This is a genomic window from Hyphomicrobium sp. 1Nfss2.1 (genome assembly GCF_965243865.1).
Taxonomy (GTDB): Bacteria; Pseudomonadota; Alphaproteobacteria; order Rhizobiales; family Hyphomicrobiaceae; genus Hyphomicrobium_A.
On sequence record NZ_OZ251603.1, the window covers coordinates 4,027,250 to 4,052,964 of the forward strand.

26 protein-coding genes are annotated in these 25,715 nt (G+C 62.8%); 11 read left to right on the forward strand and 15 right to left on the reverse strand.

Annotated elements, in window-relative coordinates; translation table 11 throughout:
• Positions 1 to 69: 69 nt before the first annotated feature.
• Positions 70 to 2,721: an aminopeptidase N gene (pepN, locus tag ACP15D_RS19645; protein WP_424959089.1), complete on the reverse strand. Its 2,652-nt coding sequence runs from the start codon at positions 2,719 to 2,721 to the stop codon at positions 70 to 72.
• A gap of 332 nt (positions 2,722 to 3,053) precedes the next feature.
• Here pepN and ACP15D_RS19650 point away from each other — a divergent pair, with 332 nt between their 5' ends.
• Positions 3,054 to 4,592 carry a GTPase family protein gene (locus ACP15D_RS19650; protein WP_424959090.1) on the forward strand — a complete coding sequence of 513 codons (1,539 nt, stop codon included), beginning with the start codon at positions 3,054 to 3,056 and terminating at the stop codon, positions 4,590 to 4,592.
• On the opposite strand, the gene ACP15D_RS19655 is transcribed toward ACP15D_RS19650, so the two are convergent.
• From ACP15D_RS19655 to ACP15D_RS19670, 4 genes are all read right to left on the reverse strand, one after another.
• Positions 4,593 to 6,620, reverse strand: coding sequence for an AI-2E family transporter (locus tag ACP15D_RS19655; RefSeq protein ID WP_424959091.1), 2,028 nt, complete (start codon positions 6,618 to 6,620; stop codon positions 4,593 to 4,595).
• A 71-nt stretch (positions 6,621 to 6,691) separates the two neighbouring features.
• Positions 6,692 to 7,099 (reverse strand): hypothetical protein, encoded by a 408-nt coding sequence (locus tag ACP15D_RS19660; RefSeq protein ID WP_424959092.1) that lies wholly within the window; start codon positions 7,097 to 7,099, stop codon positions 6,692 to 6,694.
• A 17-nt stretch (positions 7,100 to 7,116) separates the two neighbouring features.
• A complete protein-coding gene (locus ACP15D_RS19665) occupies positions 7,117 to 7,353 on the reverse strand; it encodes a DUF883 family protein (protein ID WP_424959093.1) in 237 nt (78 codons plus the stop codon).
• Between the two features lie 18 nt (positions 7,354 to 7,371).
• Entirely contained in the window at positions 7,372 to 7,659 is a 288-nt protein-coding gene (locus ACP15D_RS19670; RefSeq protein ID WP_072376974.1) for a DUF883 family protein, read from the reverse strand.
• A 243-nt stretch (positions 7,660 to 7,902) separates the two neighbouring features.
• On the opposite strand from ACP15D_RS19670, the gene ACP15D_RS19675 reads away from it, so the two are divergent.
• A complete protein-coding gene (locus ACP15D_RS19675; RefSeq protein ID WP_424959094.1) occupies positions 7,903 to 8,430 on the forward strand; it encodes a hypothetical protein in 528 nt (175 codons plus the stop codon).
• 20 nt (positions 8,431 to 8,450) lie between these two features.
• Here ACP15D_RS19675 and ACP15D_RS19680 read toward each other — a convergent pair whose 3' ends face one another.
• On the reverse strand, positions 8,451 to 9,377 hold the full coding sequence (locus tag ACP15D_RS19680) for a pirin family protein (RefSeq protein ID WP_424959095.1): 927 nt from the start codon (positions 9,375 to 9,377) through the stop codon (positions 8,451 to 8,453).
• Positions 9,378 to 9,442: 65 nt separating this feature from the next.
• Between ACP15D_RS19680 and ACP15D_RS19685 the strand changes: the two genes are divergently transcribed.
• The gene (locus ACP15D_RS19685; protein WP_424959096.1) at positions 9,443 to 10,168 is read left to right on the forward strand and encodes an SDR family NAD(P)-dependent oxidoreductase; all 726 of its coding nucleotides are present in this window, start codon (positions 9,443 to 9,445) and stop codon (positions 10,166 to 10,168) included.
• 220 nt (positions 10,169 to 10,388) lie between these two features.
• Here ACP15D_RS19685 and ACP15D_RS19690 read toward each other — a convergent pair whose 3' ends face one another.
• From ACP15D_RS19690 to ACP15D_RS19700, 3 genes are read right to left on the reverse strand one after another with little or no spacing between them, the layout of a single operon-like run.
• Positions 10,389 to 10,760, reverse strand: coding sequence for a carboxymuconolactone decarboxylase family protein (locus tag ACP15D_RS19690; protein WP_424959097.1), 372 nt, complete (start codon positions 10,758 to 10,760; stop codon positions 10,389 to 10,391).
• A 26-nt stretch (positions 10,761 to 10,786) separates the two neighbouring features.
• Complete coding sequence (locus ACP15D_RS19695) at positions 10,787 to 11,104, reverse strand: ArsR/SmtB family transcription factor (RefSeq protein ID WP_424959098.1); 318 nt, start codon at positions 11,102 to 11,104, stop codon at positions 10,787 to 10,789.
• 40 nt (positions 11,105 to 11,144) lie between these two features.
• On the reverse strand, positions 11,145 to 13,217 hold the full coding sequence (locus tag ACP15D_RS19700) for an ATP-dependent helicase (RefSeq protein WP_424959099.1): 2,073 nt from the start codon (positions 13,215 to 13,217) through the stop codon (positions 11,145 to 11,147).
• Between the two features lie 122 nt (positions 13,218 to 13,339).
• Between ACP15D_RS19700 and ACP15D_RS19705 the strand changes: the two genes are divergently transcribed.
• Genes ACP15D_RS19705 through ACP15D_RS19715 form a run of 3 tightly spaced genes read left to right on the forward strand, consistent with a single transcriptional unit; the run spans position 13,340 to position 15,054 of the window.
• The gene (locus ACP15D_RS19705) at positions 13,340 to 13,519 is read left to right on the forward strand and encodes a hypothetical protein (RefSeq protein ID WP_424959100.1); all 180 of its coding nucleotides are present in this window, start codon (positions 13,340 to 13,342) and stop codon (positions 13,517 to 13,519) included.
• Between the two features lie 55 nt (positions 13,520 to 13,574).
• On the forward strand, positions 13,575 to 14,378 hold the full coding sequence (locus tag ACP15D_RS19710; protein ID WP_424959101.1) for a DNA polymerase ligase N-terminal domain-containing protein: 804 nt from the start codon (positions 13,575 to 13,577) through the stop codon (positions 14,376 to 14,378).
• A gap of 43 nt (positions 14,379 to 14,421) precedes the next feature.
• Positions 14,422 to 15,054 (forward strand): DNA-3-methyladenine glycosylase, encoded by a 633-nt coding sequence (locus ACP15D_RS19715; RefSeq protein ID WP_424959102.1) that lies wholly within the window; start codon positions 14,422 to 14,424, stop codon positions 15,052 to 15,054.
• A 9-nt stretch (positions 15,055 to 15,063) separates the two neighbouring features.
• Here the strand turns inward: ACP15D_RS19715 and pqqE are convergent, their stop codons facing one another.
• From pqqE to ACP15D_RS19735, 4 genes are all read right to left on the reverse strand, one after another.
• On the reverse strand, positions 15,064 to 16,200 hold the full coding sequence (gene pqqE, locus ACP15D_RS19720; RefSeq protein WP_424959103.1) for a pyrroloquinoline quinone biosynthesis protein PqqE: 1,137 nt from the start codon (positions 16,198 to 16,200) through the stop codon (positions 15,064 to 15,066).
• 6 nt (positions 16,201 to 16,206) lie between these two features.
• Complete coding sequence (pqqC, locus tag ACP15D_RS19725) at positions 16,207 to 16,965, reverse strand: pyrroloquinoline-quinone synthase PqqC (RefSeq protein WP_424959104.1); 759 nt, start codon at positions 16,963 to 16,965, stop codon at positions 16,207 to 16,209.
• Positions 16,962 to 17,891 (reverse strand): pyrroloquinoline quinone biosynthesis protein PqqB, encoded by a 930-nt coding sequence (gene pqqB, locus ACP15D_RS19730; protein WP_424959105.1) that lies wholly within the window; start codon positions 17,889 to 17,891, stop codon positions 16,962 to 16,964. The genes pqqC and pqqB overlap by 4 nt, the downstream gene beginning before the upstream one ends.
• Positions 17,892 to 18,068: 177 nt before the next feature.
• Entirely contained in the window at positions 18,069 to 18,746 is a 678-nt protein-coding gene (locus tag ACP15D_RS19735; protein WP_424959106.1) for a Crp/Fnr family transcriptional regulator, read from the reverse strand.
• A gap of 575 nt (positions 18,747 to 19,321) precedes the next feature.
• Between ACP15D_RS19735 and ubiM the strand changes: the two genes are divergently transcribed.
• The 3 genes from ubiM to ACP15D_RS19750 are packed head-to-tail and all read left to right on the forward strand — an operon-like array spanning position 19,322 to position 22,180.
• A complete protein-coding gene (ubiM, locus tag ACP15D_RS19740) occupies positions 19,322 to 20,518 on the forward strand; it encodes a 5-demethoxyubiquinol-8 5-hydroxylase UbiM (protein ID WP_424959107.1) in 1,197 nt (398 codons plus the stop codon).
• 31 nt (positions 20,519 to 20,549) lie between these two features.
• Entirely contained in the window at positions 20,550 to 21,911 is a 1,362-nt protein-coding gene (locus ACP15D_RS19745; protein ID WP_424959108.1) for a cytochrome P450, read from the forward strand.
• A gap of 26 nt (positions 21,912 to 21,937) precedes the next feature.
• A complete protein-coding gene (locus ACP15D_RS19750; protein ID WP_424959109.1) occupies positions 21,938 to 22,180 on the forward strand; it encodes a CDGSH iron-sulfur domain-containing protein in 243 nt (80 codons plus the stop codon).
• Between the two features lie 98 nt (positions 22,181 to 22,278).
• Here ACP15D_RS19750 and ACP15D_RS19755 read toward each other — a convergent pair whose 3' ends face one another.
• On the reverse strand, positions 22,279 to 22,620 hold the full coding sequence (locus tag ACP15D_RS19755) for a hypothetical protein (RefSeq protein WP_424959110.1): 342 nt from the start codon (positions 22,618 to 22,620) through the stop codon (positions 22,279 to 22,281).
• Between the two features lie 256 nt (positions 22,621 to 22,876).
• Here ACP15D_RS19755 and ACP15D_RS19760 point away from each other — a divergent pair, with 256 nt between their 5' ends.
• Positions 22,877 to 23,866, forward strand: coding sequence for an XdhC family protein (locus ACP15D_RS19760; RefSeq protein ID WP_424959111.1), 990 nt, complete (start codon positions 22,877 to 22,879; stop codon positions 23,864 to 23,866).
• On the opposite strand, the gene ACP15D_RS19765 is transcribed toward ACP15D_RS19760, so the two are convergent.
• Entirely contained in the window at positions 23,846 to 24,460 is a 615-nt protein-coding gene (locus ACP15D_RS19765; protein WP_424959112.1) for an isochorismatase family protein, read from the reverse strand. The genes ACP15D_RS19760 and ACP15D_RS19765 overlap by 21 nt on opposite strands.
• 256 nt (positions 24,461 to 24,716) lie before the next feature.
• Here ACP15D_RS19765 and ACP15D_RS19770 point away from each other — a divergent pair, with 256 nt between their 5' ends.
• Entirely contained in the window at positions 24,717 to 25,490 is a 774-nt protein-coding gene (locus ACP15D_RS19770; RefSeq protein WP_424959113.1) for a hypothetical protein, read from the forward strand.
• Positions 25,491 to 25,715: the final 225 nt, after the last annotated feature.

Sequence of the window (25,715 nt, forward strand, 5' to 3'; positions counted from 1 at the left end):
AAGTTCACACCATCGCGATTCGGCTGTCGAGAGCGTTTAAGCCCTTCGGAGCTAATATTTTTCCTTTGTTTATGCATCCAAAATGCGCGACGCGATCTCTTGCACGTCAGCGGATAGTGGACGTGCGCGTACGATCCGCTGCAGTGCCTTGCGCGCCTTGGCCCGCCGCCCGCTTTCGAGGGTCCGCCAGGACCGCATGGCGCCCAGCATGCGCGCCGCAATCTGCGGGTTGAGGCGGTCGAGCGCCAGCACCTGGTCCGCCAGGAACTCATAGCCGGCGCCGTCAGGCCGGTTGAACTGCACCGGGTTGGTCGAAGCGAACGTGCCGATAAGAGCGCGCACCTTGTTCGGCGCCGTCAGTGAGAACAGCGCGTGCTTGGTCAGCGCCTTGACCCGGGAAAGCGTGCCGGTGAGCGGAGACTGCGCCTGTGCCGCGAACCACGTGTCGATGACGACGTGGTCCCGGCTCCATGTCTTATAGAAGTTGGCTAGCGCCGCCTTCGCTTCGGGTCCCCCGCGTACAGCCAGCAGGAACAGCGCGTGCGCGCGATCGGTCATGTTGCTCGCCTTGGCATAGTGCTTGGCCAGGCGCTTGATGTCCTCGGGCGTTCCGCGCGCGGTCAGCATGGTCAGTGCCGCGTTGCGCAGAGCCCGTCGTCCGGCGCTCGCCGCATCCGGCGAGAAGGGCCCCTTGTCCTCCATCTCCTTGTAGAGCTGCTCCAGCTGCGGACCCAGTGTCCGGCCGATCAGCTTCATCAGATTGCGCTGCGCGCGATGGATCAGCGCCGGATCGACATTCTTGCCGATCATGCGCGCAATGTCCGCCTGCGTCGGTAGCTTCAGCAGCTCGGCGCGATATGCCGGCTCGAGGCTGTCGTTCGCAAGAGTGGCCCCGAGGGCGCGCGCATAGCGCAGCGGACGCTGCGAGCGCTTGCCGGAAGCAAGGCCCGATACGCTCTCGATCAGCGTGCGCGCGGCGAAGTCGTTGGCCGCCTGCCAGCGATTGAAAAGGTCGCTGTCGCCTGCCATCAGCAACTCGACGTCGTCGTCCGGCAGGTCGATCGTCAGGTTCACCGGCGCCGAGAAGCCGCGCAGCAGCGACGGCACCGGACGCGACGGCACGTCGATGAAGCGGAAGCTCTGCCGGCGCTTGGTGAGAGCGACGACGCCGTCGCTGACTTCCTCGCCACTGGCGAGCTTCAGATCGAGGTCGTGACCGTTGGCGCCGAGCAGGCCAAGCCGCACGGGAATGTGCATCGGCTTCTTGTTCGGCTGCCCGGGCGTTGCCGGCACGATCTGCTCCAGTTCCAGATCGACCGTCTTCTTGTCCTTGTCGTAGCGCAGGTTCGCGATGATCTCGGGCGTGCCAGCCTGCGAGTACCAAAGCTTGAACTGCGTTAGATCGAGCCCGCTCGCGTCGGCAAAGCACGTCACGAACTCCTCGACCGTCGCCGCCTCGCCGTCGTGGCGCTCGAAGTAGAGGTCCATGCCCTTGCGGAACGCGTCGCGGCCAAGGATGGTGGCGATCATGCGCACGACCTCGGCGCCCTTCTCGTAGACTGTCGCCGTATAGAAGTTGTTGATCTCGATATAGCTTTCCGGCCGCACCGGATGCGACAGCGGGCCGGCATCCTCGGCAAACTGATGCGTCTTCAGCTGACGCACATCGACGATGCGCTGCACCGTCGCCGACCGCTCGTCCGCCGAGAACTCCTGGTCGCGATAGACCGTCAGGCCTTCCTTCAGGCAGAGCTGGAACCAGTCGCGGCAGGTGATGCGGTTGCCGGTCCAGTTGTGGAAGTATTCGTGTGCGACCACGCTCTCGATCGCCTCGAAGATCGCGTCGGTGGCCGTCTCTGGTGAGGCGAGGATGAGCCGGTCATTGAAAATGTTGAGGCCCTTGTTCTCCATCGCGCCCATGTTGAAGTCCGACACGGCGACGATGTTGAACACGTCGAGATCGTATTCGCGCCCGAAGCGCTTCTCGTCCCAACGCATCGACCGCTTCAGTGAATCCATGGCCCAGGCCGCGCGGGCCTCCTTGCCGTGCTCGACATAGATGGCGAGATCCACCTTGCGCCCGGACTTGGTGCGGAATGTCGAACTGATCGGTGCCAGATCGCCACCGACGAGCGCGAACAGATACGACGGCTTCGGGTGCGGATCGTGCCACACGGCATAATGGCGTTTGCCGCCGTCCAGCATGCCGCGCTCGACCGGGTTACCGTTCGACAGCAGGATAGGCGCTGCGGCGGGATCGGCATCGATGCGCACCGTGTAGGTCGCCAGCACGTCCGGCCGATCGAGGAAATAGGTGATGCGGCGGAAGCCCTGCGCTTCGCACTGGCTGCAATAGACGCCGTTCGAGCGATAGATACCCTGCAGCGCCTTGTTGGCTTCCGGATTGACGATCGTGGTGATTTCCAGCGTGAACGCCTTCGTCGGCGTCTTCGCAAGTGTCAGGGACGTAGCGGTGAGCTTGTAATCCTTCTTGCCGAGCAATCGCCCGTTGAGCGAGATCGCCTCCAGCTGCAGGTGCTCGCCATCGAGGCGCAGCTGCTCCCGGCGTCCCGCCGCCTTAGGGTTCGGTAGGATCGACAACTTGGAGCGCACGCGCGTCTGCGTCGGCTCGAGCGAGATATCGAGGCTGACTTTGTCGATCAGGTAGGCGGGGGGACGATAGTTCTTGAGGTGAACAGGCCGGGCAGTATCGAGTTTCATTGCACCACCGTAACGCCGCGCCCACAGATTTGCGGGTCGCGAGATAAGTTAGGGGGCAACTATAAGTGCAACGGCTTAGCACGTCATGACTAGCCGGACGATGAAAGTCGCCGCGACAAAAAATATGTAATAACAATGCACTAGGGCAACGCAGTTGGGGCGCCGGGGCGGCCGGGCCGGGAAGGGGCAAAGTCGCAAGAAAGACGAGCATGCCAACGCCGCCGCCCGGCGACGAATGCAGGCAGACGCAACTTGAATGCGCCGCGCAACCATTCCCGTTGCAGCGGTTTGTGCTTACGTTCCTAGCGCACACGATCGAACGAGAGGTTCACTTGGCAGCCAAAGGACGAGCGTCCCTCTATTTGCGCGGCGCCATGATTTTCCTGGCACTGCTGCTGCCGATGCTCTCGCTGTTGCCGCTGGGCTGGCTGTGGCTCTGGGAGCGCGGCTGGGCGCTCTATTGGATCGCCTCGGCTTTCGCCTTGAGCATCATCGCCTACACCGCGCAAGCCATCGCTCTCCGGCGAACGCTCCGCGAGACGCCCGAGCCCGTCGCCGACGACGACGAAAAGCTTCCGCCTGACCCCTCCTGGACGGCGCGCGAGCAGGCGGCCTGGACCGCCGTCGAGGCGATCGCCGCCAACGTCAAGCCTTCCGAGCTCACTGACCGCGACCGCTTTCTCAATCTGGGACTAAGGACGATCGAGGCGGTCGCTCGCCAGATTCATCCGGGCGACAACAACCCGCTGTGGAAGTTCACGCTGCCCGAAGCTTTGGCTCTCGTGGAGCGCGTCAGCGCCGACCTGCGGCCGTTTGTGGTGGAGAACATTCCGCTCGGCGATCAACTCACCATCGGTCAAATTCTCAAAGTCTACGGCTGGCGTTCGGCCATAGGCATGGCCGAAAAAGCCTACGACCTCTGGCGCCTGGTGCGGCTGGTAAATCCGGTCACTGCCGCGGCACAGGAAGCGCGCGAGCAGATCACCAAGCACCTTTATGCCAACGTGCGCGACCAACTCGCCCGCCAGCTCGCGCGTGCGTATGTCCGTGAGGTGGGACGCGCGGCCATTGACCTATATGGCGGCCGCCTACGCGTCTCCGAGGCGCAGCTGGCAACGCACGTCAGCGCCTCGACCCTGCGCGACCGCGGGCAGGCGACGGGTCTTGCAGAGCCGGTCCGCATTCTCGTCGCGGGGCAGGCAGGTGCCGGCAAGTCGAGCGTGGTCAATGCGCTGACCAAAGAGGTCCGCGCCGTCGTCGATGCGCCCGGCGGCACGCGCGATTACCAAGGCTACGAGGTCGAGTTGGAAGGCCTCAGTGGTGCGATGGTCATCGACAGCCCCCGCATCGGCGCCTCCACGAAAGAGCAGCGTGCCTTTGCGGCGAGAGCAGGGGACAGCGACCTGGTGATCTGGGCGCTTGCAGCAAATCGCGACGATGCCCGCGTCGATCTTGCCGCCCTGTCGGCGATCCGCACGCACTTTGCGAGCCGCCCGCATCGCCGCGAGCCTCCCGTCATTGTCGCGCTGACGCACATCGATAAGGTCGCGCACCACGCGCCCGGTCCAAACGAAACGATCGACCTGCAAGATCCCGCCATCGTAGAGACGGTGCGCGAGGTCGCTGACGGCCTCGGCGTGCCCAAGAATGATGTGGTGCCCGTGAGCTTTGCTCCAGGGCGTCCACCGTTCAACATCGAACAGCTTTCGATGCGCGTTGCCGCACGCGTGCCTGATGCGCGCCAAGCGCAGCTTCTACGCCTGATGGAGGATGCCGCTCCCCGCTGGAGCGTGCGCCGCGTGCTCGGACAGGCGGGGAATGCAGCGAAGTCGGCGGCGAAATCCGTTGTGCCTTCCGTCTTCAGGAAGTGATCACGAGGCGACGCGATCGTCGACCATTGGCTTATCTCCCGCCTCATCCGCCAGCTCATTGGCGGCCTTCAGGGTGAACGTCACCGCCTCGCGCATCGAATGCGCCATCGCATCGACCGGGATGCTGCTGATGATCGTCTTGTCGCGACGATCCTGCGGATCGAGCTTCCAGAAGCAGCCGAGCAGCAGCGCGTTCGGCGCCGAGCGCTTCAATCGGCGCACCAGAAAGCGGGCATGCGCACTGCGCTCGCGCACGTCGAGCGCTGAAATGCAGATGAGCTTGATGCCCCTCGCGTCTTCCTCGCTCAACACCCCGTGGCGCATCCGGTCGACATCGATCACCTTGACGCCGATCCCGCACTTCGCGACGAGTTGCGAGAAAGCGAGCGCCGCCGTTTCGTCGAGGGCCGAACGACTGGCTACGCACAGCACGGCGTTCTCCCTACGCCAGTCGGATTCAATCGCGCTGCGGGCACACAATTGTGCCAGTTCGTCGACGTCCTCTTCGTCCGCATCTTCGTCCGCAACGTCCGAGATGCTTGCCTTTGCTTCATGATCTGCCGCGGCTTTCGCGGCGGCCTTGCCCGGCTTGGGCTGGAGGTCATAGTCAGCAAGCGTCTCGACGACGATCTCCGCCGTCTCCCGGATATCGGCCAACCGTTCGATATCGAGCGTGCCGCGGTCGGTATCCGCCTGCGCCAAACGCAGTCCCTCGATCATTACTTTGTCGTAGTAGTCGACCAGGGGCGCCGACTTGACGAACTTCTCGGCCTGCTCGACCGCCTCGGCTGGATCTCCCGCCAGCATGCGCTGGTAAAATCGCTCGGGAGGGGTGAGCGGGGGCGTATCACCCAGAAGGACATTCAGGAACTCGAGCCGCTCCACATGATGCCCGAGCACGACGAGAACCACCGTCAGCGGGATCGCCATCAACAGTCCGATCGGCCCCCATAGAAGTGTCCAGAAGGCCGCCGACAGGATAATGGCGAGCGGCGACAGTCCGGTCTTCTGCCCTTGAACCACGGGCTCGATGACGTTGCCCATGATCGGCTCGCTGACGAGGTAGAACGCCGCCGTCGTCAGGAACATCGTCCATCCTGGATCGACGGCCGCCGCCAAGATCAGCGGAAACACGGCCGCGATGAACGAGCCGATGAAAGGCACGAAGCGCATGAGCGCCGCCAGCACACCCCATAGGATCGGGCTCGGCACGCCGATCATCCACAGCCCGAGCGCGACGAACATCCCATACCCAGTGTTGATCGCCGTGAGCGTCAGAAAATACCTTCCCAGCCGCTCACCCGCGTCGTCCATCGCCGTCGTCGATTTCTCCAGATCCTTCGCGCCAAGCAGACGTATCGCCCTGTCGCGCACGTCCTCACGCTGCAGCAGCAGAAACAACACGAACAGAACCACCAACGCCGCCGTAGCGAGCGGCTGCACGATCACGCCGATGATACTCTGCAGCTGATCGAGCGGTGTCGGCGACGGCGTGCGCACGACCACCGGAACAGGGTTCCGGTCGCCTGAGCGCATTTCCCCTTGCATCGGTGAGATCGTGACGCCCGGACCCGTGGGTTGCGCGGCCGGCTTGTCGAGTTCGTCCTGCAGATCTTTCAGCGCATCGCTCGCCTGCTTCAACGCGCCGCTGCCGCCTTGTGCGACTTCCTTCAGCGACTTCACCTTGTCGCGTAGCGTCGTCTGATAGCGCGGCATCTCCTGCACCAGACTGCCGACCTGCTGCGTGATCAGCGTGCCCACACCGAAAATGATTCCAAACGCGACCGCGACCACCAGGAGCACCGAGGGCGTGTTGGGAAGACCCGTTCGACGCAAGATCCGCACCGCCGGAGAAAGGACGAACGACAAAATCACGGCTAGCGCCAGCGGCACGAGAACGGCCTGAGCAACATAAAGAACGACGACGATCAGAAAGGCGATCACTGTCATTTCGAATGCGGATGCCGGCAGTTCGGTGCGCACTATCGAAGGCTGGATTTTCAGTGGGGCGATGCGTTCGGCAGGCATGCGCTCTCCTCCCCAGTCAGCGGCTCGCCGACCAGCGTTGAACATCTAACCTCAGAAAATGGCTGCTGCGGCTAGCGTCGCAGCCTTCGGGCTGCTCCCAGGCCGAACAGAAAGGCGGTGCCCACCACTTGCATGGCACCAAAGTAATCGACGGCTTCTTTAGCTTCTTGGTCTACCGCCGCGACTGCATTTGCCGTGGCAGAACCATGATCGCGTTCGCGGGCCTCTGCCCGCTCGATCAGCCACGGCATCGACAGACAAATGATGCCCAGCAGCACACATCCGCCAGCCAGCATGCCGACCGACTGCAGCGCGCCGAAGTGCGGCTCCAGAACGATGTAAAGAGCAATGAGAGCCAGGATGAACGAGGCGAGCAAGAACACGATCGCGAGCGCCGCCCAGGTCAGCCGACGCGAGACATTCTCTATGGCAGTATGCGTGGCTCTACTTGCAGCGTAGAGAACGGCGTCGCCGATCATGTTCCACTCCTAGTCGCTTAGCGTCTGGCAAGCAGCGCGAGAACGAAGCCGACGCCGGCCGCAATGCCCGCTGCCTGTAGCGGGTTACGGCGAATGGTGGCGGCAAGCTTGTCGTATTGTTCCTGCGCCATCGTCTGCGCCTGCTCGACCGTATCGCTGATTTTGTCTTGCGCGTTACTGGCGATGTCGCGCGCCTGCCGCTCGAAGGAACCTTGGGTGGTACCGCTGCGGCCGGATGTATACTGCGAGCTCATGTGTCACTCCTACTGGTGTCAGCGCGAAAGAATAAGGCCGAATACGAAGCCGATGCCGGCCGCGATCAGCGCTGCTTGGCTGGGGTTACGGCGAATGGCGGCTTCGACGTCACTCACCTTCTCTTTGGCTTTGTCCTGGAGGTCCTCCACGCTCGAGCCGAGCTGCTCGGACGCAAGGCGTTTCACAGACTCTGCCAAGCTGGCGATGTCCTCGCGCAGAGCCTGAACATTGTCTCCCACGTCTGAGGCGGCCTGGCGCGCCCCTGGGTTTGACTCTCCGGTGCGATTTGCTGACGAGAACTGCATTGGGGATCCTCCTTTTGTGGGGACGGCCTGGACATCGTCGTTGGGCGGAAATCAATGTCGTGCGTAAAACGTTGACTGAGGCTCGCGAGTTCCGCGCATTTGAGCGCATCCAGTATACTATTTGGATGGGGAACCGATCATTCAATCGAAACGTTCAAATGCCCACAGATCGTAATAATTAAACGCCCCGGTCACAGACCCTAAGGTAGAGGAGACGGCGCGATGGTTAGCCCCGTGAAGGAAATGAGTTCGTCCCCGAATCCCGCAACGGGTGCCGACGAAACTGTGCTGGCGGAGCTGCGGGCGAGCGTCAGTGCTCTGGCCAAGGAAGTGGCTGAAGTTGCCGAGAGTCGTGCTCGCGCGGCCGCCGGTAAGATAGGCGATGCAGCCGATGCCGGCACCACCGAGCTTCGCCGCAGCATCCGCCGCCAGCCGGTTCTCGCAATGGGTATCGCAGCAGCAGCGGGCGCTCTCATCGCACTCGCTGTCGTGCCCCGGCGCTCTCATCCGCGTTCAGCATGGGACCGGCTGCCCTCGCTTGAAAAATGGTCGCCCAACGTGACCCGTTCCGACCTCTACGATTTCGCCGACACCATTCAGCGCTCGGTATCCCGTGCCGCTACCGCCGCAGCCGCCCCGGTAACCCCGGCCTTTGAACGGATGGTCGACGCTTTCTCGCGTGCCGACAGTTCCACGCTCAACGGCCTGGTCGATAAGCTTGGCGGCTGGTTCCAGAAGGCCCAGGACAAGGCGAAGGAAAAGATGCGCTGACCCTATAGGTCAGCGCAATCTCACGGGCGGCCTTCGGGCAGCGGAATGAACTCCTCCATGTCCCCGGGCACCGGCTGAAAGCGCTTTGCCTTCCAATCCGCCTTCGCCGCGTCGATGCGGTCCTTTGAGGACGAAACGAAATTCCACCAGATGTGACGCGGCCCATCCATGGGCTCGCCGCCCAGCAACATTAGCCGCGTCTGCGACAGCGCGAGGATTGAAATGCGGTCGCCGGGCTTGAATACCAGCAGGCGGCCCGCGCCGAAGCTGTCTCCTGCGATATCGATCTCGCCCGATGCGATATAGACCGCTCGCTCGTCGTAGTCGGAATCGAGCGGCAGAACCGCACCTGGCGCCAGCACCGCCTCGGCGTAGAAGCTCGGATGCGGAAACTCGGCCGTCGACGTCCGCCCGAACATCTGCCCCATGATCAGCCGAACGGTCTTGCCCTCGCCCGTGATGCGCGGAAGCTCATCGGCACTCACGTGCTTGAATGTCGGCGCGCCTTCCTCATGTGATTTTGGCAGCGCCGCCCACGCCTGAATACCGAACAGCCGCGGTCCCAACGCCTTCTGCTCCGGTGAGGTGCGCTCGGAGTGAACGATGCCCGCACCCGCCGACATCAGGTTCAATGCACCCGGTCGGATCGACATCGCGGTTCCGAGGCTGTCGCGATGCATGATTTCGCCATCGAACAGATACGTCACCGTCGCCAGCCCGATGTGCGGATGCGGGCGCACGTCGATACCGGTGCCTATGAGGAACTCGGCCGGGCCCATTTGATCGAAAAAGATGAAAGGCCCAACCATCTGCCGCCCAACCGCCGGAAGCGCGCGGCGCACCGAGAAACCGCCGAGATCACGCGCCCGCGGAACGATGACCTGCTCGAGCGCGTCGCAGGCATGTGCATCGCCAGGTTGCGGGTCCTCGGTCGGTATCCAGCTCATGTGTTGCGGTCCTTCCTGTTGCGGTATACGTCGTGCGGCCGACCAGCGATGACAAGGAGAGCGGGATGTCAGCACGTCTGCATGGCAAGGTTGCCATCGTAACCGGAGTTAGTCACGACGGACAGGTCGGGCAGGCTGTCGCCAAGGCGCTCGCCAAGGAAGGCGCCTCGCTCACCATCTGCGCACGCAGCAAGGACAACGTCGTCGCCCGCGCCGCTGAGCTGAAGGCGGAGGGCGCCAATGTAATTCCAGTGGTCGCTTCTCTCACCGACGAAGCCGACGTCAAGCGTCTGGTCTCCGAAACGGTGTCAGCTCTGGGTCGCATCGATATCGTCGTCAATCTTGCTGGCGGCCTGACGGTCTACAAGCCGTCCGCCGAGGTGACGCTCGACGAATGGACCCGCGAGGTGAACAACAACGTGCTGAGCGCGTTCCTTCTCACCCGCGAGGTCTTTCCCCACATGGCCAAAACCGGTGGCGGCTCGATCATCAATTTTGCTCGCGCCGGCAACGCGCAGGCGAACATGCTGCCCTACAACGTCGCCAAGGCCGGTGTCGTAGCCCTCACGCGTACCTTCGCGCTCGAAGGCAAGGACGCACACATCCGCGTCAACGCAGTTGGGCCCGGCCTCGTCGATACGGCTTCCAACGTTGCCATGATGAAGCCCAAGGATACCGACAAGTGGGCAAAGCGTGACGAGATCGCCGATGTCGTCGTGTTTCTTGCTTCGCCCTCGTCAGTTGGCGTGACCGGACAGCTCATTGACGTGACAGGCTGGGGCCTCAGCTAACATCCTACGCCTGCCGACAGTCTAGAGTCCGGGCTGTGGTCGAAGCGCCCCCTCACCGGAAGCTCATTTGCAATCGCTTCGGCCTCTCCCCGCCGGGGAGAGGCTAAGTATTGACAACGACACTTTACCTCTCCCTGGAGGGAGAGGTCGGGCGCGATCGACAGATCGCGGCCGGGTGAGGGGTTTCCGGCTGACGCTGCAAAGGTCTAGCCGGACGTCATCATCCGGCGGCCGCAACCGGTTCGGCCTTTTTCTCGGCGAACTGGTTGTAGGCTTCCAGAGCATGGGCGGCGTACATCACCGACGGCCCGGCGCCCATGTAGATCGCCATGCCGAGGGTCTCGAGGATTTCCTCCGACGAGGCGCCGCGGTCCGACGCCGCCTTGGCATGGAAGGCGATGCAGTCATCGCACCGTACGGCAACGCCGATGGCCAGTGCGATCAGCTCTTTCGTCTTGGTATCGAGCGCGCCCGCCTTTGTGGCCGCCTGGGCGATCGTCGAGAATGCCTTCATAACGTCGGGCGCCCCGCCGCGCATCTCCTTGAGACCGCCGCTCAGGCTTCGAGTCATCTCGATCCAGTCCTTGGACATAGGCACCTCCTGAATTCTGTGATTGCTCAGCGGCGCGACTTCTTCTTGCGCGAGGAGCAGAAAAGGTCGTCCAGCGTATCGATCAGCCGGCCGATGCGCTCATCCGCCAGCGAGTAGTAGATCGTCTGTGCCTCGCGCCGCGTCTTCACCAGACCTTCGACGCGCAGCTTGGCGAGATGCTGCGACAGCGCGGACTGTGCCAGAGGCACGACGCCCTCCAGCGCCGAAACCGATCGTTCGCCATCCTTCAGTTCGCACAGGATCATGAGCCGGTTTGCGTTGGCGAGCGCCTTCAGAAAGGCAGCCGCACGCTCGCTGTCGGTCATGAGGTCCGATATATTCATAAAGACTAATTTAGTAGTCGCTTATGTTGAGTCAAGCGACCTAGCGCCACATCTCGCGCATCTTGGCGCCGACGTTGATGCGTACTCCCGCACCCGGGCTCCGCGCGCTTTGATCTGGCGCAACGACGGGCCAGCTTCGCGTGTCGAAATGTTTGAGCAACCCATTGGGGATGAATCGCGTGCGCGAGGCGTATACGTGCCGGTCGCCGTTGTTCGCTTGTCCGTGCGTGAAGAACCGCTGCGGCACGACGAGGTGCAGGTCGTCCTTCGCGCGCGTCATCGCCACGTAGAGCAGCCGGCGCTCTTCCTCGATTTCCGCGGTCGATCCCGTTCCGAGATCAGACGGCATGCAGCCATCGACAACGTTGAGCACAAACACCGACTTCCATTCCTGCCCCTTGGCGGAATGGATTGTAGAGAGGATGAGATAGTCCTCGTCCTGCATCGGTGGCCCGGACTCATCGCTCGTGGCGTCCGGCGGATCAAGCGTGAGTTCGGTCAAGAAGCGCTCGCGCGAGGGGTAGCCCGACGCGATCTGTTCGAGCTGCAACAGATCAGCCTGGCGGGGCTGCGCGTCCTCATGCAGGCGCTCCAGGTGCGGCTGATACCAGTGGCGTGCGTTGGCCATGTCGGCCGGCCATCCATCGCCGCCACTGGCCAGCGACACGATCGCCTCGACGAACCCGGTCCAGTCGCTGCCGAGAACGCGCGCCGGCGCCGGCATGTGCGACAGCACCTCGATGGGCGACGATGTCTCCACCATGGCATCGAGCACGCGCTGCGCCGTCGTCGGCCCGACGCCGGGGAGAAGCTGTAGCAGCCGGAAGCCCGCCACCCGGTCACGCGGGTTCTCGGCAAAGCGCAACAGCGCCAGCAGATCCTTGACGTGCGCGGCATCGAGAAACTTCAGCCCGCCGAACTTCACGAATGGAATGTTGCGCTGGGCGAGTTCCACCTCCAGCGGTCCTGAGTGATGCGAAGTGCGGAACAGCACTGCCTGATGCTTCAGCAGCGCACCGGCCTCGCGGTTCTCCAGCACCCGCTCGACAATGTAGCGTGCCTGGTCGGCTTCATCGCGTACGCCGACGAGCCGTGGCCGCGCCGCCGCCTCGCGGTCGCTCCAAAGGTTCTTGGTGAACCGCTCCGACGCCAGCTCGATCACGGCATTTGCGGCAGCGAGGATGGGGCGCGTCGAACGATAGTTGCGATCGAGCGTGACGACCTCTGCCGGCGGATCGAAGTGCTTGGGGAAGTCGAGAATGTTGCGCACGTTCGCCGCGCGGAACGAATAGATCGCCTGCGCGTCGTCGCCCACCACTGTGAGCCCGCGCCCGTCGCGTTTCAGTCCCAGCAGGATCGACGCCTGCAACCGGTTGGTATCCTGATACTCGTCGACGAGCACATGATCGAAGCGCGCGCCGATGTCTTCGGCAATCGCCGGCTCGCTTACGATTTGAGCCCAGTAGAGCAGCAGATCGTCGTAATCGAGCACGTTCTGCCGCTGCTTCTCCTCGACGTAGGTCGCGAACAGCTCTTTCAACTCCTTCGACCACGCGGCGCACCACTTGAACGAGCTGCCGAGCACATCGTCGATGGCCATCTGCGCGTTGACGCAGCGCGAGTAGATCGAAAGGCATGTGCCCTTGGTCGGGAAGCGGCTCTCGGTCTTCGACAGTCCAAGGTTGTGCCGCACTAGGTTCATCAGATCGGCGCTGTCTTCGCGGTCGTGGATCGTGAACGCCGGATCGAGTCCGATCTGCTCGGCGTATTCCCGCAGCAGTCGCGCACCGATGCCATGGAACGTTCCCGCCCACGCCAACGCGTCGCTGGCGCCACCACCTCTGCCACCCAGCACGTTGCGCGTGATCCGCTCAACGCGCCGCGTCATCTCGACTGATGCTCGCCGCGAGAATGTCATCAGCAGGATGCGCCGCGGATCGGCACCATTGAGAATGAGATGTGCAACTCGGTGCGCCAGCGTGTTGGTTTTGCCAGAGCCCGCACCCGCGATCACCAGCAGCGGACCAGCCGGCCGCGCATCGCCCTCGCCAACGCCATGCTCCACGGCACGGCGCTGTTCCACGTTCAGCTTTTCGAGATGGGCGACAGCCATTTTCGAACTGATGGCCGATTCTCGTTTTGTTCACAAACGCGGCTAAGTGGTTTTCCGCAACTCCATGCGCCGCGGAACGCCGGAGCCGGCCACGCCGTTGTTGCTCCACAGTGGAGGAACCAATGACCGGAAAAACCATAGACTTCGACGAAAAGACCGAGGTCGGCGGCTTCAACCCCGAAGGTCACCGCGAATCGAAGAAGCCCCAGGTTGGCCCCACCCCGACGGACGACCCGCGCAAGAAGGCGGCGCGGGATCTCAAGGAGAAGGTCGTAGGCAAGACCCCGAAATCGACAGACTGAAAAGATTAAGCTCCTCAGTCTAGGCTGATCGGATCGTAACGCGAAGCCTTTCGACATGGCAGCCAAGCTTTCGACTTACCGCGCCAAGCGCGACTTCGAAAAGACCGAGGAGCCCAGCGGATCGCAGAAGGTCCGTAAGGCCGAATATCCGCGCTTCGTCATCCAAAAGCACGACGCAACGCGGCTGCACTACGATCTGCGCCTCGAGCACGATGGGGTGTTCAAGTCGTGGGCCGTCACCAAAGGGCCCTCGCTCAACCCGAAAGACAAGCGCCTCGCTGTCGAAGTGGAGGATCATCCGCTCGACTACGGCGACTTCGAAGGCACCATCCCCAAGGGCGAGTACGGCGGCGGCACAGTGATGCTGTGGGACCGCGGCTACTGGCTTCCCGAAGGCAACGAGAACATCGACGATGCTCTGAAGAAGGGCGAATTGAAGTTCGTGCTCGCCGGCGACAAGCTGAAGGGCAGTTATGTGCTCGTCCGCATGAAGGGCGACAAGTACGGCGGCAAGCGCAACAACTGGCTGCTCATAAAGCACAAGGACGAGTGGGCATCGGCGGACGGCGAAGCAGCGCTGCGCAAGGACAAGTCGGTCGCCTCCGGTCGCACCATGGCGCAGATCGCCGCCGGCAAGGGCAGGGCCCCTACGCCGTTCATGCTCGCGCCGCGCCATGCAATCAAGCCCGACGCGGTTTGGAGCACCGATGGCAACGAACCGCCATCAGAGCCAAAGCCGGCGCGCCGCACCGCGACCCGCCGAGCGCCTTCGACAAAGCCCAAGACGGCAAGAGGGAAGACGGCAACAGCGAAGGCCGCGAAAGCGAAGGCGGCACCGGCGCGTGCGGCCAAGCGCTGAATGCACTAATCTGCGCGCGACCCCGACCGCGGAACCCCGCCGAATGCGCGCCACCCCACGAAACGCTTCTTCAGCAGAGCAGCTGCACCCGATCCACCGCGCCGATCTGCCCAGCGGCACCATCGCCCTTGCGCGCTTCCTCATCGGTAAGGTGCTCGTGCGCGAGGACGGATCTAGCTTCCTCACCGGACGCATCGTCGAAACTGAAGCGTATCCGCCGGGCGACGACGCTGCGCACCACCGTAGCGGACGTACCGCACGCAATGCCTCGCTGTTTCTCGCGCATGGCCACGTCTACGTATATCGCGCTTACGGTACGGCGATGATGCTCAACGTTTCGAGCGAGGCCGACGGCGTGGGCGGCGGCGTACTGATCCGCGCGGCCGAGCCCCTCGCCGGCATCGACGTAATGCGTGCGCGGCGCGGCATCGACGACATTCGCCGCCTCGCGCGCGGCCCCGGCTGCCTTGCCCAGGCGTTCGACATCGGCTTTGCGTTGGACGGCGACGCTTACGGTCCCGGCAATGCGCTCTGGTTCGCCGACGACGGATCAAAACCCCCGCGCATCGCCCGCTCGGTCCGCATCGGCATCACGCGCGACGCCGATAAGCCCTGGCGCTTCTTCGTGCGCGGCAGTCCGTTTGTCAGTGGTCCCGCTAAGCTCAACCGCGCGTGACGCGGACGACTAGGCCACCACACCGCCGATGCGGCGGTAGATGAACGGCGGCGCCGGCGCCTGCGATTCCCGCTCGGCAATCGCCGCAAACTCTTCGTGCCACGGCGACTTCGCGCACGCCGGGTCGGCATTGCAGGCATCACCTGTCATCATCAGCGCCTGGCAGCGGCAGCCACCCCAATCGATCTCGCGCCGGTCGCACGAGGCGCACGGCTCCTTGATCCAGGCGGTACCGCGAAACTTCTGAAAGGCGTCGCCGCGGAACCAAATGTCCGCCAGCGCCCTCTCACGAACGCTGTCGATGGAAATACCAGGGATGTCCTGGCAGGCATGGCAAGGCAGCACCTTGCCCGTCGGGGTAATATCTATGAGGCTGCGCCCCCAGCCGCCCATGCACGGTTTCGGGCGAACGGCGTAGTGATCGTGCGCCACGACGTCGAACACGAGCACGCCTTTGAGACGCTCCTTGGCGGCGTTGGTGATCTCCACCGATTTGAGGAACTGCTCGCGCGTCGGGATCAGCGCCGCCCGGTTCTTCAAAGCCCAGGAATAATATTGCGTATGTGCAACCTCGATGCGCCCGGCGCCGATCTCCACCGCATAGTCGATCATCGCCGGAAGGTTCTCGATGTTCTGGCGATGAATGACGGCGTTGAGCGTCAGCGGCAGGCCGAGCTCCCGCACCCAGCCGGCAAACGCGCGCTTCTTCTCAGAGCCGCCCTTGTATCCGGAAATGCGCTGAGCGTTGTCAGGATCGACGTCCTGTATCGAAAGCTGGACATGATCGAGCCCGATCTTCGCCAGCCGCTCCAGTCGCTCGCGCGTCAGCGTCACGCCCGAGGTTATGAGGTTTGTATAAAGGCCGGCGGCGACGGCAGCCTCGAGGATTTCCTCGAGGTCCAACCTGAGTGTAGGCTCGCCGCCGGATAAGTGGAGCTGCAGCACGCCGAGTTCGGCCGCTTGACGAAACACTTGGCTCCACTCCTCTGCCGACAGCTCGTTGCCGCGCTCCATTTCCAAGGGGTTGGAGCAATAGGGGCACTGCAACGGGCAGCGATAGGTGAGTTCGGCCAACAGGCCGATCGGCGCCCGCGTATATGCGGGCGCAGAGGCATCGAGCGCGTCAAGCGGCTTCAGTTCGGTCATTGCCGCTCACTCGGGTTTGTAGGCGCCGGGCGGGACCATGCCCTGCACATAGGCGAGATACAGCGCGTCGAGCTGCGCCCACAACACGTTACACTTGAAGCGCACCGCATCGACACACGCCTCCTGCATCTCGCGCGTGCGCGCATTCGTCTTGATAAACTCCAGCGCGAACGATGCATCGCGCGGCGCTTGCGACAGGCGGCGCTTGAAGTAAGCCATCACGTCGTCGTTGACGAAATCGTAGTTGGCCAGCATGCCCGCGATACGCTCGCGATGGATGGACGGCGCGAACAGCTCGGTCAGCGAGGACGCAACCGCAATCACGAGCGGCTGCTCGACAACGAAGCGCACGTAGGCTTCTACGGCGAAGCGCGTCGCGGGCAGGGCGCCGCGCATGCTCGTCACATACTCGCGATCGAGCCCGAGGCAGTCGGTCAGCACCAGCCAGCGCTCGATGCCGCCCTGCTCGTCGGGCAGCATACCGTCGTGATCGTGCACGCGGTGAATCCACTCGCGCCGGAATTCGCGATCGTAGACGCGGCTCATCAGTGCGGCGTCCTTGCGCGGCACCGCTTCCTGATAGCAGTAGCGGTTCAGTGCCCAGGCGGCGACCTGGCCCTTGTTCAGCTTGCCGCCGTGCAGCAGCTTATGGAACTCGTGCTTGTCGTGATAGCGCTCCACGCCGACGGCGCGGATGTTGGCTTCGAACTCCTGCGGGGTCCAAGGCTTATCGATTGCTTCGAACGTTTTGACGAATTCATTCATAGGCGCACCTCCATACCGTCGTATCCGACCTCCCAGCCCGCGTTCGCGACCGTTCTGCGCGCAGCAGAATTGCCATCGAGCACCGGATTGGAGTTGTTGATGTGAACGTAGATTTTTCTTGTCACGTCGAGACCGCTGAACGCGCTGATCGACCCCTGCGGCCCCGAGATCGAGATGTGGCCCATACGTTCGCCCGATTTCGCGAGCAGACCCTGATCGATCATCTCGTCGTCATCGAAAAGCGTGCCGTCGAAGAAGATGAGAGAGGCGCCTTTAATGCGCTGGGCGAGCGCGTCATCGACGTCGGCGCAACCGGGGATGTAGAAGAACGCTTCGCCCGTCGCCGTATCGGTGATCTTCAAACCGACCGTGTCGCCCGATTGAGTGCCGAGCCCTGGGCCGGCACTGGCGTCTTCCAGATATAGGGCAATCTTGCCCGGCACATCGAACGCTTCAACGGAAAGTCCAAGATCCACGCCGGCGCCGGTCAATGGAGTCGGCTTGCCAGGCGAAAGCGCGACGCGGTCGACGACGCCCGGCGCCAGGATGCGGAAGATCGAGTTTGCCTCAAGCACGCCCAGCACGCGGGGCGTTGCGTAGATCGTGAACGGTTGCGCCTCGCGCAGGTTGATGAGACCGGCAATGTGATCGACATCGCCATTCGTCAGCACCGCCGCCTTGATCGGGCTGTCGCGCAATGTGCTGTTGCTTGGAGCAAGACCGGGCGCATCGGCCATTTGCTGACGCAAATCCGGCGATGCGTTGAGAAGCACCCAGTCACGGCCGTTGGCGCTGACCGCCAAAGACGACTGTGTGCGGGCAACGAAACCTGCCTCGCCGCGGCGTACTGAGGCGCAGTTGCGGCAATTGCAGTTCCATTGCGGGAAGCCGCCCCCGGCGCCCGAGCCGAGCACACGCACCCTCATGGTGCGGCGCTCCAAACGTCAACGCCGGACGCGGAATTGCGCCAACCTCTCATAGCGTCCTCCAGGTTCTTTTCTTTTCTGGAAGCAGTTAGAGAGGATTGCGCGGGGGCACTCTTGATCCACATCAACGGGTCGATCACAGCCTCGTAAGGCGCGCGTGAGCCTGCGCGCGCAATGTCAGTCGAGATCGCCCTCTGCGATCGTCTGCAGCACGTCGGGCTTCAACACCGTTACGCTGCGCCGGCCCGCGGTGGATACGACCCCCGCCAGCTTCAACGCTCGCATCTCGCGGCTCACCGTCTCGATCGTCAGTCCGAGGGCATCGGCGATTTCGTTGCGCGACAGCGGCAAGTCGAACTGCAACGCCATCTTGCCGGCGGTGGCGCCCACGCTCCCGAGCGGCCTGTTTATCCGCGTGGCGATCGAAACCAGCAGGCTTGCCACTTTCTCTCGTGCAGTCTTGCGGCCGAGCAGAAACATCCACTCTCGCGCTGTCTCTAGATCGTTGAGCGCGCGCCGGTACAGAGCCTGCTCGAGAGTGGGGTGATTGCGCATCAGGGCTTCGAATGCCGAGCGAGAGAAGCAGCACAGCTCCAGATGCGTGGTTGCCTCGGCGATTAGCGAACTCTTTGCCGCATAAGGATGGCCGACAAAGTCTGCCGCATACTGCAGCCCGACGATCTGCAGCCGCCCATCCCTTTGCGCCTTGACGAGCTTGACGACGCCCGAGACGATAATGGCAAGAGAGCCAAGGCCCTGGTGCTCACTATGTATGACCTGTCCCACGGGTATGCGCCGATGATGCGCGATTGGAGCCAGCTCACGCGCAGCCGATTCAGAGACTTCGCTGCACAACGATGCCTCCCGCACGGCGCAACGGTCGCAATAATGTCGTCCTCGCATATCCGTCTTAGGCCGTAGATCTGCTATCGTTTGGGAGCCGTCCGGGGGAGCAGCAGAGGTCACTTTGCTGGAGCCTTTCGCCGAGGCCTTTGATCTAGATCAAAGTGCGGATTGTGGAGGTTACTGGCCGATTGAAATTATCTTCCAGATCACGCCGGCGTACACGAGGCACGACATGGCGAGAAAGACACATAGAGCGATATGCGGGTGCGCAGACCCAATGCGCTTCGCGATGATTTGCATCCGGCCCTCCTGGCTAGAGCGCTGACGTACGACATTAGACTTTGCCGAGCGTCGCAGCCCTAAACTTGATCTTGCTCAAAAATGACTGCGACAAAGCGGGCGCGCTGGGATCGACGGGCATAGAGTTGCCGGCTTTAGCTACCGGCGAAACTCCAGCTTGGTCTCGGGGAGACGACGCTCCCGCGCGGCAATTCGTGCAGCGCCAGCTTGAGGTGCATCAAGCAGTCAGCACTCTGCTTCATCCAAGCTCTGGCGAAAGAGTCGCCTCGGAGCCGAGCATCGCCGTGAGCTGCGCCATCGACGTCATCATCGCAGGTGCTGGACCCGCAGGTCTGAGCCTGGCGTGCCTGCTGGCCGACCGGGGAATGAACGTCACTGTTTTAGAACGGCAGCGTGAGCAGGCCATCGCAGCGCCAGCCGCCGATGGCCGCGACATTGCGCTGACGCACAGATCCATACGTATTCTCGCCGACATCGGCGTTTGGGCCGAACTGACGCCCGCGGAGATCGCCCCGATCCGGTGCGCGGAGGTCAGAAACACAGATCAGGCGGTGCGGCTGCGTTTCGATCCCAGCAAAGCCGGACGCGATTCATTGGGTTACCTCGTTAGCAATGCGGTGCTGCGCCGCGAGCTTTACCGCGCGGCCAAGCGGCGTACCCGCATCACGCTCCGCACGGACGAGTCGGCAAGTCGCATCCAGTTGGAAGGCGCGGCCGCGGAAGTGTCTTTAGCGTCAGGCGTAACACTCTCCGCGCCGCTGTTCGTCGCCGCCGATAGCCGCTTTTCCGAGCTGAGGCGCATGGCCGGGATCGGCGCCGACCTCCGCGACTTCGGGCACCTTTGCATCGTTTGCCGTCTCAACCACGAGAAGCCGCACGATGGGACGGCTCACGAGTGGTTCGACATCGATCAGACGCTTGCCGTCCTGCCGCTCAATGGCCGGACGTCATCGATCGTGCTGACGCAGCCGGCAAGCGTCGGCAAAAGGACGCTTGACCTTCCTGCCGAGGAATTTGCCGGAGAGATTGAGCGCAGGCTGGGCGCGCGCTGGGGCCGCATGGTGCTCGATGGTAGCCGCCACGCCTATCCGCTCGTCGCGGTCTACGCCGATCGCTTCAGCGGCAAGCGGTTCGCGCTCGCCGGCGACGCGGCCGTCGGCATGCATCCTGTCACCGCGCACGGATTCAACTTCGGTTTGCGTGGAGCAGAGACGCTCGCCACCAAGGTAGGGCAGGCGGCGCAGGCCGGCTGCGACATCGGCGCGGCTTCCGTGCTGGACAGCTACGCCCGCGAGCATCGCGCCGCCACGCTGCCGCTCTACCTCGCCACCAACGCCATCGTGCGGCTCTACACCGACAACACGGCGCCGGCCCGGGTGCTCCGCCACGGACTGTTGCGCATCGCCAATGCCGTCTCTCCAGCCAAAGACTTCATGCTGCGGAAGCTGACGGAAATCGACAGGGGACTGGCCTCCGCCTAGCGGAGCCAAATCAACTTCAAAAGAGGCTCTCATGACGAGCGAAGCAGCCGCCTATGCCCAAACGCTGGGGGACGAGCAGAGCATTTGGTTCAAGATCTCTCCGTTCACAAACACCGACGACCCGATGGGCATTCTCACGCGGCTCGCCGCGCGCCATGGCGGATGCATACCCGTTTCGTTTCGCTCAGAGCGCATCTTCATCTTGAGCGAGGTGGATCACTTCCGCCGCGTACTCGTCGACAACGTCGATAACTACCAGAAGTATTTTGACGGCCTGAAGCCGATCTTCGGCAAGGCGATGATCACCGTCGATGGCGCGCTTTGGCAGAAGGTTCGCCAGCCACAGCAGGCGCACTTCCATCCCACGGTCTACGCCGATTACATCCCGTACCTGATGGTGTCTCTGCGCAACAAGGCAGAAGCTTGGTCACGGCTCGCCAGCCGGGGTACCGCCTTCGAGATGCTCGAGCAAACGTGGAGCCTCGCGGCCGACATGATCTGCCGCGCCCTGTTCGATCGCGAGGTGCCGTTCAATCCTCAGGTCGTCTTTGGTGCCGTAAAGGCGTACACCGATACCTCCAACCATCGCTCCATCCGCATGAAAAAGGTCGCAAACGGCATCGCCGACGTCGCCGAGGACGAGGCCCCCGCGCGCGCGATCAGCGCTTGGCTCACGCTGCCGGAAGCGGTCATCTCGGCGGAACCGTGGCAGGGCCGCGAGAAGACATTGCTGAAGATGATGCTCGACGCCGAGGACGACGCTGAAAAACCCGCGTGGGACCATCAGCAGGTTCTGGACGAGATCAAACAGTACCTCTGGGCCGGCACTGAGACCACCGCGCTCACGCTCGCCTGGACCTTCTACCTCCTGTCGCGCCGTCCCGATGTCGCGGCACGCATCCGGCGCGAGGGATGGGAAGTGTACGGAGACCGCGAGCCGACCGCCGCCGATGTCGAACGCCTCACATATACGCGCTCGGTGATGCTGGAGGCGCTACGTCTTTATCCGCCGGCCTGGGCGCTCATCCGCACTGCGGTCGCCGACGACGAAATCGCCGGACAGAAGATCCGCGCTGGCGACCGCATCGTCCTTTGCCCTTACGTGGCGCACCACGATCCCAAATACTGGGACGATCCCGAGGAGTTCCGGCCCGAGCGCTTCGATCCCGCCAACGCCAAGAAGCGCGTCAAGTACAGCTACATTCCCTTCGGCGCCGGCAAGCGCTTCTGCCTCGGCGGCCAGCTCTCGCAAATCGAAGTGATGCTCGCATTGACGCAGCTGCTGCGCCGCTTCGAGCCCGAGTACCTCGGCAGCGTGCCTCCGCCCGTTGCCGCAAGCGTGACGCTGATCCCCAAAGGCGGGCTGCAGTTCCGTCTGCGTGAGTTGAGGTAAGGCTGCTCGAGCGAACGGAGAATGCCATGACGACGGAAGTGATCGCAGCTCAGCTCAGTCCGTATCAGGTCGAGGTCGAAGCGGGGCAGACATATCGCTGGTGCCGCTGTGGACGCAGCAGCACCCAACCCTTCTGCGACGGCGCCCACGCAGGCACCGGTATCGAGCCCATGATGTTCGTCGCTGAGCGAACCGAGACGGTGATGCTTTGCGGCTGCAAGGAGAGCGGCGATCCCCCGTTCTGCGACGGGACGCACAACGTGCTATGATGCCGGCTACGGCGGGCAGATGATCCGACTCCAGCGATCGCGTTAAACGCATCGGCGGGACGGCCTCACGCCTTCCCGCCGCCAACGCTAGAGGCGCTTCACCTGCACGGCCGCGCTTCGACAAAGCAGCCCCAGCCGCTCGTCGACTTCTCGCACTTCAGAGACTTGGAATGCGCACGCGCATAGCGAGCCCAATCGCTGCCGTACTCCAGATCGACGAACCCGGACCACGACCTGATCGCCACTGCCTTCGCCGCGCGCTCACTCGCCTGTCCGCCGCTGCTGCCATAGTGGAAATGGTCGAGGAAGCAGAGCTGCGCACCCTCGCGCCGCATCGTGTGGATGGCTGCGAGCCCGGTTTCATCGGCTAGCGCAGGCGCTGCGATCATAAAGCAAAGCGAGGCGGCTGCAGCAGTGCTGAGCGGCAGTTTGACGGCCATTTGCGTGTTCCCCTCAGAATAATCCCAGCGTGCAGCAACGCCTGATTCCGCACCATCGCGCGGTGATTTGGATCAACTACGCAATGCAGCGGCGCGCCCTTGCTGCACCGAGGCAACGATTGCTGCACGGCGAGCTTCCCGCTCCGCGCACGAAGCGCTCGCGCAAGCAAAAAGCGGAGCAGCCGAATGATGGCCTTTGCAGTCAACGGTATCCCATATATGGATATAATATCAACTTGAGGGCCGGGCGGAACGTATGTCGATCAGTCCTAAGCAAGTGGTGCCTCATCTCAATCTGATCGATCAGGACGATGTCCTGCCGATGCTGCGCTTCTGGCGAAGCAGCGGGATGCGGGTGGCACTGGTGACTTTGGTCGGCGTGGTCGGAGGAGCGCCCCGGCAGCCCGGAGCGCAGATGGCCGTTGCTGAGGATGGATCCTACGTGGGCTATCTTTCTGGTGGCTGTCTTGAGCAGGCCGTGGCGCTGGAGGCCCGGGACGTGATCACCCGGGCCGAGAACCGCTTGGTCCGCTACGGGGAGGGATCACCCTACCTCGACATTCGGCTGCCGTGCGGCAGCGGCCTCGACTTGTACTTCGACCAGGCGCTCGATGCCCACGTCTTGGACGCGATGCTCCTGATGCGTGCCGGGCGCCAGTCATTTTCCGTGACGACAGAGCTTTCCAGCGGTGTGAGCATCGCGCAGGAGCTTGATGATGAGCCTTTGCCGGCCAGCGGCAGGTTGGGTGACGCATTCACGCGCGTATACCCCGCTCCTTTGCGGCTGGCGCTCATCGGCAATGGCCCCGCGCTCACCGGGATTGCTACCTTGGCGCGGGCAACCGGCGTTGAAACCCTGGTCTGGTCGAGCGAAGAAGCCACGCGAGCGCAACTCGACCAGCTCGGACTGGAGGCGCGCAAGACCCCCAGCGAGCTTCCCGCAATGATCGAGGCGCTGGATTATACCAGCGCCACCGTGCTGGTCTTTCATGACCATGACGCCGAGCCGGAAATCCTCCAGCGGCTCCTGCAGCGGCCTTGCTTCTATATAGGTGTGCTCGGCAATCGCGCCGTCCACCGTGCGCGGCTCGATGCACTGCGAGAAATGGGCGTAAACCCCTACGAATTCGCGCGCATCCACGCACCCGTGGGCTCAATACCAAACGCAAAGAGCAAGACCACCTTCGCGTTTGGCGTCCTCGCCGAAATGCTCGCCCAAGCGAAGCTAGCCAACATCATCGCGTAGCTGACCAAGCAGGCCCTCACCGCCGCGTCGGTCGACAGAGCGCGCCTTGATCCGCGCGAGCACGCGTTTGAAGTGCGGATGATCACACGTCCGCAACCACTCAAATAGCACCATTTCTAAGTTGACAATTGACGCGCCAGAGGCATCGAGCCTCTTCAGGGCGAGATGAAAATCGTCTGGCGAGCGCGATCCGCAGGCCGATGCGACGACGCGCAGACGGTATCCGGCCGCCAGTAAGGAGAGCGCTGTCTGCAGCAGACAGACGTGCGCCTCACACCCGCAAATTATCAGCTCCCTCGGCGCCGCAGGAGCAATCATCGCGATCGTCGATAGCAGTCCGTCTGCGCAAGCGTCGAAATGCATCTTGGATACTACTGCATCACAATGCCCGCGAATTCGGCAGTCCAGTTGCCCGAGCTTTTCGGGATTGTGTTCTGTGCCGATCACGGGGATGGCGAAAAGTTTGGCAGTATCGGCGAGGAGGACCGCACCGCTGATGACGTCGTCTGCGCGATGGATCGCCGGCATCAGCTTTGCCTGATGATCGATTATGACGACGACTGAAGAACGCGCTTCGATCAGCCCCATGCTCATTCCTCAAAGCTCCCTCTGTTGCGCCGCGCGAGCCTCTCTCTGCGCCGCTCGCTGAAGGCTTCTTGCCGGCCAACGAGCCCGAGCTTGCGCTGTGGCAGAAGCGAGACAGCGACCTATCGAACATGTCGATGGCCAGTTGACGGACTTACGCCCGCTGAATGAGCATATCCGCTATGTGGATAGCGAGTCCACAAACAGGGGATCGTCTGTGGGTGTCTTGTGTACCGGGGAGAGACTGGGAATGAGGATGCAGGGAATGAGTAAGTGGCGCAGTGGTGCTGCCGGTGTTGCGATGGCGGCAGTTGCAGCGTGTGTGGGTTCGCAGGCTGATGCTGCGGACTGGAGCACCACGGAAATTCAGTTTCAGTACGGCAACCTGAAGAGTCCGTTCGCGGGCGGCGACTCGATGACCCCGATCGTCACCCTTCAGCACGCGAGCGGCTGGAAGTTCGGCGACGTGTTCTTCTTCGTCGACTTCATCAACGACGCCGATGTCGACAGCTACAACGACAAGGACGCCTACGGCGAGTTCTACGCGAACTTCAGCTCCGCAAAGATCTTCGGCATCAACTACGGCAAGGGGCTGGTGAAGGATGTCGGCTTCATGGCCAGCATGGATTTCGATGCGGATGCCGGCTACCTCGCCTGGGTGATCGGCGGTTACGCAGACTGGAACGTTCCCGGGTTCATGTTCCTGCGCACCTATATCGCGGGCGTCATCGATCAGAGCGACATCGCTCAGGACGATGGATGGCAGGCCGATATCGCCTGGGCCTATCCCTTCACCATCGGTGGCCAGCGCTTCAGCTTTGAAGGACATGCCGAATACACCGGCAACTCCGCCAACATCTATGGCAAGCAGCTTGATTGGTTCCTTGCGCAGCCGCAGTTCCGCTGGGACGTCGGTTATGCGCTTGGCGGTGACAAAGACCGCTTCTTCATCGGTACCGAATATCAGTACTGGCGCAACAAGCTCGGCACCGACGTAGACGAGAGTGCATTCCAGGCGCTTGCCGTCTGGCGTTTCTGAGACTGACCTGAGCCCCCGACTGCAAGGGCTGCACCTCGTGCAGCCCTTTTTTTGTTTTGAGCGTCCGCTGTCTGCGCGCGTTCGCGCAGAACAGGCTTGAAAGGCAACGGCTTGGACGTGACTGAGGCCGATACGCGACACCTCGGAAAAGGCGCGTGTGCGCCGCTTCGAGAGGGGGCTAAAGCGACTTGATTATCCCACCTCAACATGCATTATATGAATGCA